Raw genomic sequence first — 12,763 nt, 5'->3', positions numbered from 1 at the left:
GGAACCCATGCTGAGTTTGCGGGCCTGCGGCGCCACCTTTCGACGACGCGCATGGTCTATGGGTCCCCGCCTGCGCGGGGACGACGAAGCTTGCTTTAGTGGTCAGATCTTCTTTTGCTGGGCAATCCAGCGATCCACCACCTCGCCCAGCACATCCAGCGGCACCGACCCGGTGCGTAGCACCACGTCATGGAAAGCCGGCAGCGAGAACTTCGGCCCCAGCTCGTTCTTCGCCTTCTCGCGCAGCTCCAGGATGCGCAGCATGCCCACCATGTAGGCATTGGCCTGCCCCGGCCACGCGATGTAGCGCTCGATCTCTTCCTTGTTGATGCCGTAGTCGATCGACTGCTCGCGGGTCCAGCCCTTGGCGTGCATGCCGGTGTCCACCACCAGCCGCCGCGCGCGGAACAGCTCCGAGCCGAGCGCGCCGAGCAGCCCCGGCACGTCGTCCTTGTACCAGCCCTGCTCCACCGCCAAGCGCTCCGCGTACAGGCCCCAGCCCTCGCTGTGCGCGCTGCCGCCGCCGAAGATGCGGTTGGCGCGGTACTTCGGCAGGCCGGTCTGCTCCTGCTGGATCGCGAGCTGGAAGTGGTGGCCGGGCACCGCCTCGTGGTAGGCCAGGCTGCGCATGCGGATCATGTCGAACTTCGGCCCACGCAGCGGCACCCAGAAGGTGCCCGGACGGCTGCCGTCAGGCGCGGGCAGCGAATAGTGGGCCGACGCCGACGCTTCCGTGATCGGTGGCTCGCGGCGCACGTCCACCGGCGCGCGCGGCATCAGGTTGAAAATCGCCTTGCTGCGCACCTGCGCGTCCGTGACGTAGTCGGCGTAGCGTGCCAGCAGTTCGGGACGCGGGTCGCCCTCGGTCTTCGGCTGGAAGCGCTCGTCGAGCTGCTTCATGCGCTCCGCGACCGAACCTTCGGCCAGGCCCAGCTCGCGCAGGTGCTTGTCCATCTCGCCTTCGATCCGGGCGACTTCGCGCAGGCCGATCGCATGGATTTCTTCCGCCGACAGCTTGGTGCTCGTGAAGTTTGACAGGTAGTGCGCGTAGGCCGCCGCGCCATCCGGCAGGCGCGAGATGCCGACCACGTTGCCGGTGCGCGGATAGAGTTCGACCATGAAGGCCTTCACGCGGCCGTAGGCGGGAATGACCTTCTCCTGCACGATATGGGTCGCCTTGGCGATGGCGTCGGCGCGCGCTTCCGGGCTCAGGTCCTTGAGCGCGGCGCTGCGCTTGTCGAGCGAGGTGACCAGCACGTTCTGCGCGGCGGCCGGCTCCAGGAATTTGTCGACCTGGTACTGGGCGCGCTCGAGGATCACGCGCGGCGGGATCAGCTTGCGCGCGGCGTCGCGGCGGGCGCGGACCAGCGCTTCGTCGATCCGGGTCGAGACCTGCTCCAGGCGCGCCAGGTAGTTGGCGACATCGTTGGCGTTGCGGATCGGGTGGGTCTGGGTCATGAAGTTGACCAGGCCGACCTGCACGCCGCCGTGCTGCGAGAACACGAAGTTATAGCCCTCGAACGGCTCGCCCTCGACGGTCTTGGACAGCGACCAGCGCATGGTCGCGGCCGAAATGCGCTGGTCTTCCGACAGCGGGCCGGCCATGTATTTGTCGAGCTGCGCAATGCCCTTCTTCGCCAGCGCGATCATCTGCTTGCGGCGGGCGTCGGTCAGGGGCGTGAGCTGGCGGTCCAGCGCGTTCTGCTCGGCGCCCTCGAAGTACTGGGTGGAGGTGGCCATCTGCGGGTTCTGGCGTACCCAGTCCTGGGCGAATGTCTCGGCCCAGGTATTGAAGGCGGCGTTTTCCTTGACCGCGCTGACTGCTGCGGCGGGCGCGGCGTGGGCGGCGTTCGGCAGCGTGGTGCCGATGAGCAGGGGGATGGAAAGTGCGGCGGCAACGGCGATGCGCATCGCGCGTGGATGGATGGTCTGCATTGTGGTCTCTCTTTTGTTGTGGTTGTACGCAAGTCGTGGTTGCTGCTTGGAATCTATCACGTAAATGCACGCGCGGCTGTATTGACGATTCCACCAGCGCATACAAAATGGGGTTCCCGCCTGCTCGGGAACGACGATCTCTTTTCGTTAAGAGCTACCGTCGTTCCCGCGCAGGCGGGAACCCCATTTCTTCAAACGAAGCCGATTACAGCGGATCCGCCGTGATATCCAGCTCCCCATGCTTCGGATAATCCCAACTCCGCGCCAGCCGCCAGTCCTTCTGCTCGCCCTCGACCACCACCTGCCAGTGCGTATGCTCCAACGCCGGCAGCACCACGCTGAAGCGCCCGTCGGCATCGGTGCGCGCGAGCAGCGTCAGGTCTTTTTCCGGCAGGGTCGGATGCGCCAGCATCACCTGGAACATGCCGTTGAACGGCCGTCCGAAACTGGTCATTCGCCCCACCAGACGCCCCGCCCGCTCATCGAAGCGCAGCTGCGCCGACAGGTGCAGCGCGCTGGCCACGCGGTCGCGCCGCAGGTCCTGGTTGATCGCCTTGCCCTGCTTGTAGTAGTCGCCCACCACCAGCGCATCCTCGCGCGTGACCGCCAGCCAGGTGGTGACGGCGCCCGCCACCACCACCGCTGCCGGCCCGAGCATCAGGAGCCACGGCCAGCGCTGCGCATACCACGGCGGCTGCGGCGCGCTGCCCAAGACATGTGAATGAGTATTCATACGAACTCCTTGTTAGTGCGGCACGATGAAGACCGCTTTTTCCTGCACGTGCAGCGAGGGATCGTCCACTGCGTTCAGCTCGAACTTGATCTTGTTCGAGCCGCGGCTGCCCGCGCCCCCGGGCACGCGCACCCGTACCGGCACCGCGCGCGTGGTGGCGCCGGCGACGTCGATGACCGCGTTGTCGACCACCTTGGCGCCCGGGATGCCCTCCACCGTCAGCTTGTAGCGGTGCGCGGTCTCGCCGGTATTCATGATCTGCAGGCGGTACACGTTCTCGATCTGGTCGTCCTCGACCTCGCGCCCCATCGAGCCGCGGTCGCGGATCACGTCCAGCTTGAGCGGCGTGCGCATCGCCAGCGTGCCGAACATGACTGCCACCAGCACGCCGAGCAGGCCGGTGTAGATCAGCACGCGCGGCCGGAACACGCGCTTGCGCGCCTGCTTGTTGGTGAGCTTGTTGACCAGCGCGTTCTCGGTGGCGTAGCGGATCAGGCCACGCGGCTTGCCCACCTTGTCCATCACGATATTGCAGGCGTCGACGCAGGCCGCGCAGCTGATGCACTCGTACTGCAGGCCGTTGCGGATGTCGATGCCAGTCGGGCAGACCTGCACGCACATGCTGCAGTCGATGCAGTCGCCGCCAAGCTTGCCGCCCGGGCTGCGCGGCTCGCCGCGCTTGGCGTCGTAGCTGATGATCAGCGTGTCGTGGTCGAACATCGAGCTCTGGAAGCGCGCGTACGGGCACATGTACTTGCACACCTGCTCGCGCATCCAGCCGGCGTTGCCGTAGGTAGCGAAGGCGTAGAACACGATCCAGAAGCCTTCCCACGCGCCCAGCGTCAGGCCGAGCGTCTCATGCACCAGCGACTTGAGCGGCGTGAAGTAGGCGACGAAGGTGAAGCCGGTCCACAGCGAGACCACGCCCCATGCGGCGTGCTTGGCGCCCTTGCGCGCGATCTTCTCGACGGTCCAGGGCTGGCGGTCCAGGCGGATGCGGGCGCTGCGCGCGCCCTCGATCTTCTGCTCGATCCACAGGAAGATTTCGGTATAAACCGTTTGCGGGCAGGCGAAACCGCACCACACGCGGCCGGCGACGGCCGTCACCAGGAACAGCCCGTAGGCACAGACGATGAGCAGGCTTGCTAAGTAGATGAAGTCCTGCGGCCACAGCACCATTCCGAACAGGTAGAACTTGCGGGCGCCGAGGTCGAACAGCACGGCCTGGCGGCCGTTCCATTGCAGCCAGGGCAGCCCGTAGAAAACTGCCTGCGTCAGCCAGACACACAGCCAACGCAGTGTTGCGTAGCGGCCCTTCACTTCGCGCGGGTAGATCTCCTCGCGCGAGGCGTACATCTTGATGACCGCTTCTTTTGGCGCATTCATTTCAATTCACCGCGGCCGTTGTCGCTCGCTCTGCCGGGTTGTTCGACAGGCTCCACACGTAGGCGGCCAACACGTGCACCTTCTGCTCGCCGAGGAACTCGCCCCAGGCCGGCATGGTGTTGTTGCGGCCCTTGCGGATGGTTTCCATGATGGTCTCGGCGCTGCCGCCGTACAGCCAGACCTTGTCGGTCAGGTTGGGCGCGCCGATCATCTGGTTGCCGTGGGCGTCCATGCCGTGGCAGGCGGCGCAGGCGGCGAACTTCGGCTTGCCGAAGGCGACCTTGACCGGATCCGCGGCCAGGCCCGACAGGCTGCGCACGTAGTGGGCGACGTTCTCGACGTCGCTGTCCGAGCCGAGCGCCGCGGCCATCGACGGCATCTGCCCGTGGCGGCCGTGCATGATGGTCTCCTTGATGATCTCCGGCGTGCCACCGTACAGCCAGTCCTTGTCGGTCAGGTTCGGGAAGCCTTTGTTACCGCGCGCGTCGGAGCCATGGCACTGCGAGCAGTAGGTCAGGAACAGGCGCTCGCCGATGGCGTGCGCTTGCGGGTCGGCGGCGACCGCCTTGATGTCCATGTTCGCGTACTTGGCGAACAGCGGGCCGTATTCGGCGTCGGCCTTTTTCAGCTCCGCCTGGTACTGCGTGGTCGACTTCCATCCCAGTTTGCCGGGATAGCTACCAAGGCCCGGGAACAGGATCAGGTAGCCGACCGCGAAGAAGATGGTGATCCAGAACAGGCCCATCCACCATGCCGGCATCGGCGTATTCAGCTCGGTCAGGTCCTCGTCCCACACGTGGCCGGTGGTGGCGAGCGGCTTGCCGTTTTCGTCCAGCTTGACCTTGAAGCGCGACTGCGACCACAGCAGGATACCGCAGCCGGCGATGCCCGCGATGGTGATCAGCGCGACGTACCAGTTCCAGAATTCGTTGATGAAGTCAGACATGCTTGTCCTCCCCTGCCTGTTCGTCGTCGGCGAATGGCAGGCTGGCCGCCTGCTCGAAGCTGCTGCGGTTCTTGGGCGTGAACGCCCACCACATGATGCCGATGAAGGTGATGAAGGAGACCACCGTCATCACGCTGCTCGCGGTGTCGAAGATGTGTTGGATTGCCATGTCAGTTCCTCGTCTTGATCTGGGTGCCCAGGCCCTGCAGGTAGGCGATCAGCGCGTCCTGCTCGGTCTTGTCCGCCAGTTCGGCGGGCGCGTTCTTCACGTCTTCCTCGGTGTAGGGCACGTTCAGGCGCTGCATCGCGCGCATCTTGGGCACGATCTCCTGCGGATTGAGCTTGTTCTGCGACAGCCACGGATAGGCCGGCATATTCGATTCCGGCACCACGTCGCGCGGGTTGTTCAGGTGGGTCTTGTGCCACTCGTCCGAGTAGCGCGCGCCGACGCGGGCCAGGTCCGGGCCGGTGCGCTTGGAGCCCCACTGGAAGGGATGGTCGTACACGAACTCGCCGGCCACCGAGTAGTGGCCATAGCGCTCGGTCTCGGCGCGCATCGGGCGGATCATCTGCGAGTGGCAGTTGTAGCAGCCTTCGCGGATGTAGATGTCGCGGCCGGCCAGGCGCAGCGGCGAATACGGTTTCAGGCCGGCCACCGGCTCGGTGGTCGAATGCTGGAAGAACAGCGGCACGATCTCGACCAGGCCGCCGAACGACACCACCAGCACCGTCATGCCGATCAGCAGGGCGACGTTCTTCTCGATCCACTCATGGGTAAATTTCATTGTTCTCTCCTGCTTATGCGGCGTTGGCGACGGCGGCGTCATTGGCGGCCTTCGCGTGGCCGGTGCCGACCGGGATCGGCTGGTCGACCGAAACGGTGCCGCGCATCGTCATGAAGGTGTTGAAGGCCATGATGCACATGCCGGTCAGGTACATCGCGCCGCCGGTGACACGGATCACGTAGTACGGGAAGGTGGCTTTCACGCCTTCGACGAAGGTGTAGGTCAGGGTGCCGTCCGGGTTCACCGCGCGCCACATCAGGCCCTGCATCACGCCGGCAATCCACATCGAGGCGATGTACAGCACGATGCCGATGGTGGCCAGCCAGAAGTGGGTGTCGATCAGCGCGACCGAATACATCTCCTTCTTGCCCGACAGGCGCGGGATCAGGTAGTAGATCGAGCCCATCGTGATGAAGCCGACCCAGCCCAGGGCGCCGGCGTGGACGTGGGCGATGGTCCAGTCGGTGTAGTGCGACAGCGAGTTGATGGTCTTGATCGACATCATCGGGCCTTCGAAGGTGGCCATGCCGTAGAACGACAGCGAGACGATCAGGAACTTCAGGATCGGGTCGGAGCGCAGCTTGTACCATGCGCCCGACAGGGTCATGATCCCGTTGATCATGCCGCCCCACGACGGCGCCAGCAGGATCAGCGAGAACACCATGCCGATCGACTGGGTCCAGTCGGGCAGCGCGGTGTAGTGCAGGTGGTGCGGGCCGGCCCACATATAGGTGAAGATCAGGGCCCAGAAGTGCACGATCGACAGGCGGTACGAGTACACCGGGCGCTCGGCCTGTTTCGGGATGAAGTAGTAGACCATGCCGAGGTAGCCGGCGGTGAGGATGAAGCCGACCGCGTTATGGCCGTACCACCACTGGACCATCGCATCCTGCACGCCGGCGTACATCGAGTACGACTTCATCCACGATGCCGGCATCACCATGCCGTTGACGATGTGGAGGATGGCGACGGCCAGGATGAAGCCGCCGAAGAACCAGTTGGCGACGTAGATGTGCTGCACCTTGCGCTTCATGATGGTGCCGAAGAAGACCACCGCGTAGGTGACCCAGACCACGGCGATCAGCAGCGCGATCGGCCATTCGAGTTCGGCATATTCCTTGCCGCGCGTGAAACCCATCGGCAGCGAGATGGCGGCGCTGACGATCACCAGCTGCCAGCCCCAGAACACGAAGGAGGACAGTTTGTCGGAGAACAGGCGGACCTGGCAGGTGCGCTGCACGACCCAGAACGAGGTGGCCATCAGGCCGCAGATGCCGAACGCGAAAATCACCGCATTGGTGTGCAGCGGGCGCAGGCGGCCGTAGGTGAGCCACGGGGTATCGAAGTTCAGCGCGGGCCAGGCCAGCTGCGCCGCGATGAAGACGCCCACCAGCATGCCGACCACGCCCCAGAACACGGTGGCGATCGCAAACTGGCGCACGATCTTGTAGTTATAGTTTAGACTGCTGTCCAAGATGCTCTCCTGAAAAGATCCATTGATGACTATCAAGAGAGTAGTTTTCCGGACCCTAAAAATCCTTGATGTGAATCAAAATCTAGGACATCCCTTGGGTTACAAGGATCGTGACAACGGTCCCTAAGATCACAGGAAGACTTCCATGCCCATATCCTCCCAGCAGCACGCAGAGATCGAGCAGCGCCTCAGGCAAAGCCGCAAGGACGTGATGGATGCTGTGGCCGACCGCATCGGCGGCGAGGCGCCATCGATCGCGCCGGCCACGCACACGGCGCAGAACGAAGACATGCCGCAGGCCGAGATGATCAGCCATAACGAGGAACACTACGCCGACCACGAGACCACGCTGCTGCACGAGATCGACGGCGCGCTCGGGCGGCTGGAAACCGGCGGCTACGGCATCTGCGTCGAATGCGGGCGCGAGATCGCACCTGAGCGCTTGATGGCCACGCCGACCGTGCAGACCTGCATCCCGTGCCAGGAGATGCTGGAGCGCGAGCAGCGCCGCGTGAACGGGCCGCCACCGCAAATCTGATCGCTCAGGGCGCCTTGTCGTCGTCGCGCAGGATGCGCAGTGCGGGGCCTTCAAGGTCGTCGAACTGGCCGCTGTCGGCCGCGCCGAAGAAGATCCAGATCGCCACGCCGACCATGATCAGGCTGAGCGGGATGAGCAGGTAAAGCGATTCCATTTCAATTTCCCTTCCTGAGCCGCAGGGCGTTGGCGACCACCAGCGCAGAACTGGCGGCCATGCCGACGCCGGACAGCCAGGGATTGAGCAGGCCGAAGGCCGCGGCGGGGATCGCAGCCAGGTTGTACACGGTGGCCCAGCCCAGGTTCTGGCGGATCACCTTCAGGGTGCGGAGCGCGGTGTCGGCGGCATCGGCCAGCGGAGCGAGGCCGTCGCCGAGCAGCACGCAATCGGCATTGAGCTGGGCCAGCGCGGCGCCGCCCCCCATCGCGAACGAGACATCGGCGCCGCGCAGGACGGCGGCGTCGTTGATGCCGTCGCCGACCATGGCGACCACGGCGCCTTGCGCTTGCAGCTTGCGCACGTAATCCAGCTTGTCCTGCGGGAGCTGGCCACCCAGGGCTTCGTCGATGCCGAGTTCGCGGGCGATGGCCTGCACGGCCTGGGGTTCGTCCCCGCTTAACAGTACGACTGTCTTGCCGGCTTCCTTGAAGCGCCCGATGATATCGTGCGCCTCGGGGCGTGCGCTGTCAGCGAGTTCAAAGCGCGCCAGCCAGCCGCACTGCGAACCAAGCCAAACACAACTCACCCCGTCGTCCCCGCGCAGGCGGGGACCCATGCTGAGCATCCCGTCACGCGGTCTATGGGTTCCCGCCTGCGCGGGAACGACGGTGGAACCAGCGACAGCGGTGACGAAATGTTCACTGCCGAGCCGATACTTAATGCCGTCTACGACGCCCTCGATCCCTTCACCCACAACGTAACGCAAGTCATGGGCGACCGCATGCACGGGCGCCGCCGCCCGCAGCGCCAGCGCAATCGGATGCTCATTCGCCGCCTCCAGCGCCGCCGCGATCCGCAGGCACTCCTGCTCGTCGACACCGTCCAGCGCCGTGGCGGCGCGCAGCTGCGGCCTCCCCATGGTCAGCGTGCCGGTCTTATCGAACACAATATGCGTCGCCCGCGCCAGCGTCTCCAGCACATGCGGCTGCACCGCGAGCGCGCCCCGGCGCAGCAGGCGATCGGTGGCCGCAGCCAGCGCCGTCGGCGTAGCCAGCGACAGCGCGCAAGGGCAGGACACCACCAGCACCGCAATCGCCGCCGACCACGCGCGCGAGGGATCGATGACATGCCAGGCCAGGAACACGGCAACGGTGAGCACCAGCAGCCCGGCCACGAACCACGCCGCGATGCGGTCGGCCCACAGCGCCAGCGCCGGCTTGCCCTGCCCCGCCCGTTCGACCAGGCGCACCAGCAACGCCAGCGTGCTGTCGCGCGAAGCGGCCGTCACCCGCAGGATCACAGCCTGCGCCGCATTGACGGCGCCGCCGGGCAGCTCGTCGCCCACCGCGCGGCGCTGGGTGCGGGTCTCGCCGGTGAGCAGCGACAGGTCGGCTTCGGTCGCGCCTTCGACGATCACGCCATCGGCCGGCACCGCCTGGCCCGGCGCGACCAGCACGTGGTCGCCGGGCCGCAGCGCCGCCACCGCGACCAGTTCCGTCGCACGACTGGATGGATAGCCTGGCATGCGCTGGCTCGCCGCGGGCAGCGCGCGCTGCAAGCCTTCCAGTCCGCGTGCGGCCTTGCGGCGCGCGCCCAGCTCGTAGTAGCGGCTGGCCAGCAGCAGGAAGATGAACATCGTGATCGAGTCGAAATACACCTCGCCCGTTCCGCGCAGCAGCGACGCCACGCTGCCGATGAAGGCGGCGCCGATGCCCAGCGCCACCGGCACGTCCATGCCTGGCATGCCGCGCTTGAGGTCAGCCCAGGCGCCGCGGAAGAAGGGCTGCGCCGAGTACAGCACCGCCGGCACGGTCAGCGCCAGCGAGGCCCAGTGCATCAGCGCGCGCATATGGTCATCCATCGTGCCGTCGGTCGCGATGTAGACCGGGAAGGCGTACATCATCACCTGCATCATCGCCAGGCCGGCGATGAAGAGCTGGCGGAACAGCTTCTTGCGGGCGCGATCGAGCTGCTCGCCGTGCTGCTGCGCGTCGTAGGGAAAGGCCCCGTAGCCGATGGCGCGCAAGGTGCGCACGATGTCGCTGGGGCGGCACTGTCCGGGCTCCCAGCTCACGCGCAGGCGCTCGGTGGCGACGTTCAGCGCAGCCTCGCGCACGCCGGGCAGGCGCTCCAGCCGGCGTTCGATCAGCCAGACGCAGGCCGCGCAGCGGATGCCCTCGACCGAGAACACGCCGTCGCCCACGTCCGGATCCTGGTCGTACAGCGCCAGCTCGGGCGCATCGGCGCCGGCATCGTCGGCGCGCGGAGCATATTCGGTGCGGGTGCTGTAGTAATCGGCGAGGCCGCCATCGGCGATGGCCTGGGCGGCGGCGGCGCAGCCGGGGCAGCACATCGGGCGCACGGCGCCGCCGATATGCGCGTCCCAGCGGCTGCCCGGCGGGACTGGCAGTCCGCAATGGAAACAGGCGGCAGGCTGCGGCACCGCGTTCATGCCGATCCTCCGATGCACAGCGTGTGCAGCCAGCTTTGCGGCAGGCCGCCGGCAGCGCGCGCGATGCCGAGCAGGCCGAAGCCAAGCACCAGCAGGCCGGCGCCGATGCGCACCGGACGCCGCGCCGTGAACGCGCGCAGCTGGGCGCCGGCCACGCCAAGCGTGAGCAGCATCGGCAACGTGCCAAGGCCGAAGGCCAGCATCAGGGCCGCACCCGATGCCGCCGAACCGCTCAGCATCGCGGTGACCAGCGCGCTGTAGACCATCCCGCACGGCAGCCAGCCCCACAGGAAACCGGCACTGGCCATCTTGGCCGGCGTGTCGGGCGGGCCGACGCGGCGCAGCAGCGGCTGCACGTGGCGCCACAGGCCGCGGCCGCCCTGCTCCAGCCAGGCCAGGCCGCGCCATGCGTCCATCAGGTAGAGGCCGAGCGCGACCAGCATCAGGTTGGCCATCCAGTAGCCGCCGGCCTGCAGCGCCGGCAGCCCGGCCAGGCTGCGCGCGCCGGCGGCCGCGCCACCGGCAAGCGCGCCGGCCAGCGTGTAGCTGCCGATGCGCCCGGCGTTATAGGCGATGACGCTGGACAGGACCGCCGGCGGCGCGGTGACGGTGCGCACCGGCACCGGGAACGCGCTGGCGCGCGCGGGCGCCAGCGAGAGCGCGCTCACGATCCCGCCGCACATGGCGGCGCAGTGGACGCTGCCGAGCAGGCCGACCACGAACAGCGGGAACAGGCCGGCGGCGAGCATCAGATGGTCTGCGAATGGCGCGGGCCGGCGGCGCGCGCAGCGAGGTAGCGGTCGAACACCATGGCCACGTTGCGGATCAGGAGGCGGCCCTTCATCGACACCGAGATCCATTCCGGGCTGATGGTGACCAGTCCGTCGGCTTCCATCTCGCGCAACTGCTCCAGCTCGGAGGCGAAGTATTTGCTGAACACGATGGGGAAAGCCTGTTCGAGCGCGGGGATCGACACTTCGAACTGGCACATCAGCTTCTGGATCAGCGAGCGGCGCAGCGCGTCGTCCATCGACAGGCGGATGCCGCGCGACACCGGCAGCTCGTTGCGGTCGAGCGCATCGTAGTAGGCGTCGAGCGTCTTGACGTTCTGGCTGTAGGTGGCGCCGACCGCGCTGATGGCCGACACGCCGCAGGACACCAGGTCGGTGTCGGCGTGGGTCGAATAGCCCTGGAAGTTGCGGTGCAGGCGGCCCTGCTGCTGCGCCACCGCGAGGTCGTCGGTCGGCTTGGCGAAATGGTCCATGCCGATGTAGACGTAGCCGGCGCCGGCCAGGCGCTCGATGCACAGCGAGAGCATGGCCAGCTTGGTGTCGCTGCTGGGCAGGTCGGCCTCGTTGATGCGGCGCTGCGGCTTGAACAGGTGCGGCATGTGCGCGTAGTGGTAGACCGCGATGCGGTCCGGGTTGGCCGCGATGACCTTGTCGAGGGTCTGCGCCATGGTCGTCGCGGTCTGCAGCGGCAGGCCGTAGATCAGGTCCACGCTGACCGAGCGGAAGCCGGCCGCGCGCGAGGCATCGATGATGGCGCGGGTCTCGGCCTCGGGCTGGATGCGGTTGACCGCCTTCTGCACGTCCGGGTCGAAGTCCTGCACCCCGAGGCTGATGCGGTTGAAGCCCTGGCGGCGCAAGGTGTGGATGCGCTCCGGCGACACCGTGCGCGGATCGACTTCGATCGAATATTCGCCGGCGCTGTCGGGCGCGAAGCGGAACACGCGGTGCAGGTGGTCCATCAGCTCGCCCATCTGCTCATCCGACAGGTAGGTCGGCGTGCCGCCGCCGAAGTGCAGCTGCTCGACCTCGTTGATGCCCGAGAAAAGCAGGCCCTGCATGCCGACCTCGCGCTTCAGGTAGCCGAGGTAGGTGGCGGCCTTCTCGCGGTTCTTGGTGACGATCTTGTTGCAGGCGCAGTAGTAGCAGACCACGTCGCAAAACGGGATGTGCAGGTAGAGCGACAGCGGCTTGGCCGCGCCGCGGGTGCGCACGGCGGCCACCGCCTGCAGGTAGTCGCGGTAGGCGAAGGAATCGGTGAAGCGGTCGGCGGTCGGGTACGAGGTGTAGCGTGGCCCGGACTTGGCCAGGCGGCCGAGCAGCTCGGCGTCGAATTCGACCGATTGCGTCGCCGCCGGCGGCGGCGCGGCGGGGGTGAGCGGGATGACGTTTGAGCGCATGTTCTGGAGACTCCGGTGGTTGAGGGCCGCAAAGCGCGGCTCAACTTAATGCACCCAGTCTATTGATGCGGGTCAGCAAAATCCTTGACCTGCATCAAAACTGACAGAATCGTGACAGGCCCTTATTCGAGATCAATTTGGCAACAACGCGACGGTATCGTCTTTTTTT

12 protein-coding genes are annotated in these 12,763 nt (G+C 66.5%); 1 reads left to right on the top strand and 11 read right to left on the bottom strand.

Annotated elements, in window-relative coordinates:
- Positions 1–102: 102 nt before the first annotated feature.
- From NX778_RS02415 to ccoN, 7 genes are all read right to left on the bottom strand, one after another.
- Positions 103–1,935, bottom strand: coding sequence for a DUF885 domain-containing protein (locus NX778_RS02415; RefSeq protein ID WP_258810081.1), 1,833 nt, complete (start codon positions 1,933–1,935; stop codon positions 103–105).
- 205 nt (positions 1,936–2,140) lie between these two features.
- A complete protein-coding gene (locus NX778_RS02410; RefSeq protein ID WP_258810080.1) occupies positions 2,141–2,668 on the bottom strand; it encodes a FixH family protein in 528 nt (175 codons plus the stop codon).
- A gap of 12 nt (positions 2,669–2,680) precedes the next feature.
- A complete protein-coding gene (ccoG, locus tag NX778_RS02405; RefSeq protein ID WP_258810079.1) occupies positions 2,681–4,054 on the bottom strand; it encodes a cytochrome c oxidase accessory protein CcoG in 1,374 nt (457 codons plus the stop codon).
- A gap of 1 nt (position 4,055) precedes the next feature.
- Positions 4,056–5,000: a cytochrome-c oxidase, cbb3-type subunit III gene (gene ccoP / locus NX778_RS02400; RefSeq protein ID WP_258810078.1), complete on the bottom strand. Its 945-nt coding sequence runs from the start codon at positions 4,998–5,000 to the stop codon at positions 4,056–4,058.
- The gene (locus tag NX778_RS02395; protein ID WP_258810077.1) at positions 4,993–5,169 is read right to left on the bottom strand and encodes a cbb3-type cytochrome oxidase subunit 3; all 177 of its coding nucleotides are present in this window, start codon (positions 5,167–5,169) and stop codon (positions 4,993–4,995) included. The genes ccoP and NX778_RS02395 overlap by 8 nt, the downstream gene beginning before the upstream one ends.
- Position 5,170: 1 nt before the next feature.
- Positions 5,171–5,785: a cytochrome-c oxidase, cbb3-type subunit II gene (gene ccoO / locus NX778_RS02390; RefSeq protein ID WP_258810076.1), complete on the bottom strand. Its 615-nt coding sequence runs from the start codon at positions 5,783–5,785 to the stop codon at positions 5,171–5,173.
- A gap of 13 nt (positions 5,786–5,798) precedes the next feature.
- Positions 5,799–7,259 carry a cytochrome-c oxidase, cbb3-type subunit I gene (gene ccoN / locus NX778_RS02385; RefSeq protein ID WP_258810075.1) on the bottom strand — a complete coding sequence of 487 codons (1,461 nt, stop codon included), beginning with the start codon at positions 7,257–7,259 and terminating at the stop codon, positions 5,799–5,801.
- Between the two features lie 145 nt (positions 7,260–7,404).
- Here ccoN and NX778_RS02380 point away from each other — a divergent pair, with 145 nt between their 5' ends.
- Positions 7,405–7,797 carry a TraR/DksA family transcriptional regulator gene (locus tag NX778_RS02380; RefSeq protein ID WP_258810074.1) on the top strand — a complete coding sequence of 131 codons (393 nt, stop codon included), beginning with the start codon at positions 7,405–7,407 and terminating at the stop codon, positions 7,795–7,797.
- A 4-nt stretch (positions 7,798–7,801) separates the two neighbouring features.
- Here NX778_RS02380 and ccoS read toward each other — a convergent pair whose 3' ends face one another.
- Genes ccoS through hemN form a run of 4 tightly spaced genes read right to left on the bottom strand, consistent with a single transcriptional unit; the run spans position 7,802 to position 12,594 of the window.
- Positions 7,802–7,951: a cbb3-type cytochrome oxidase assembly protein CcoS gene (gene ccoS, locus NX778_RS02375; RefSeq protein WP_258810073.1), complete on the bottom strand. Its 150-nt coding sequence runs from the start codon at positions 7,949–7,951 to the stop codon at positions 7,802–7,804.
- A 1-nt stretch (position 7,952) separates the two neighbouring features.
- Positions 7,953–10,406: a heavy metal translocating P-type ATPase gene (locus NX778_RS02370; RefSeq protein WP_258810072.1), complete on the bottom strand. Its 2,454-nt coding sequence runs from the start codon at positions 10,404–10,406 to the stop codon at positions 7,953–7,955.
- Entirely contained in the window at positions 10,403–11,155 is a 753-nt protein-coding gene (locus tag NX778_RS02365; RefSeq protein ID WP_258810071.1) for a sulfite exporter TauE/SafE family protein, read from the bottom strand. The genes NX778_RS02370 and NX778_RS02365 overlap by 4 nt, the downstream gene beginning before the upstream one ends.
- Positions 11,155–12,594: an oxygen-independent coproporphyrinogen III oxidase gene (gene hemN / locus NX778_RS02360; protein ID WP_258810070.1), complete on the bottom strand. Its 1,440-nt coding sequence runs from the start codon at positions 12,592–12,594 to the stop codon at positions 11,155–11,157. Before hemN ends, NX778_RS02365 begins: the two co-directional genes overlap by 1 nt.
- Positions 12,595–12,763 lie beyond the last annotated feature (169 nt).

Origin of the sequence: Massilia terrae, from assembly GCF_024753145.1 — a bacterium.
Classification (GTDB): domain Bacteria; phylum Pseudomonadota; class Gammaproteobacteria; order Burkholderiales; family Burkholderiaceae_D; genus Telluria; species Telluria terrae.
The sequence above is the reverse complement of the archived record's forward strand: the minus strand, read 5'-3'. Positions and strand labels throughout refer to the sequence as shown.

Excerpts from the sequence above, each read along its gene's own strand:
- NX778_RS02365 (WP_258810071.1), bottom strand. The coding sequence starts at position 11,155 with ATGCTCGCCGCCGGCCTGTTCCCGCTGTTCGTGGTCGGCCTGCTCGGC.
- ccoO (WP_258810076.1), bottom strand. The coding sequence starts at position 5,785 with ATGAAATTTACCCATGAGTGGATCGAGAAGAACGTCGCCCTGCTGATC.
- NX778_RS02415 (WP_258810081.1), bottom strand. The coding sequence starts at position 1,935 with ATGCAGACCATCCATCCACGCGCGATGCGCATCGCCGTTGCCGCCGCA.
- ccoS (WP_258810073.1), bottom strand. The coding sequence starts at position 7,951 with ATGGAATCGCTTTACCTGCTCATCCCGCTCAGCCTGATCATGGTCGGC.
- NX778_RS02395 (WP_258810077.1), bottom strand. The coding sequence starts at position 5,169 with ATGGCAATCCAACACATCTTCGACACCGCGAGCAGCGTGATGACGGTG.
- NX778_RS02370 (WP_258810072.1), bottom strand. The coding sequence starts at position 10,406 with ATGAACGCGGTGCCGCAGCCTGCCGCCTGTTTCCATTGCGGACTGCCA.
- ccoG (WP_258810079.1), bottom strand. The coding sequence starts at position 4,054 with ATGAATGCGCCAAAAGAAGCGGTCATCAAGATGTACGCCTCGCGCGAG.
- NX778_RS02410 (WP_258810080.1), bottom strand. The coding sequence starts at position 2,668 with ATGAATACTCATTCACATGTCTTGGGCAGCGCGCCGCAGCCGCCGTGG.
- ccoP (WP_258810078.1), bottom strand. The coding sequence starts at position 5,000 with ATGTCTGACTTCATCAACGAATTCTGGAACTGGTACGTCGCGCTGATC.
- NX778_RS02380 (WP_258810074.1), top strand. The coding sequence starts at position 7,405 with ATGCCCATATCCTCCCAGCAGCACGCAGAGATCGAGCAGCGCCTCAGG.
- hemN (WP_258810070.1), bottom strand. The coding sequence starts at position 12,594 with ATGCGCTCAAACGTCATCCCGCTCACCCCCGCCGCGCCGCCGCCGGCG.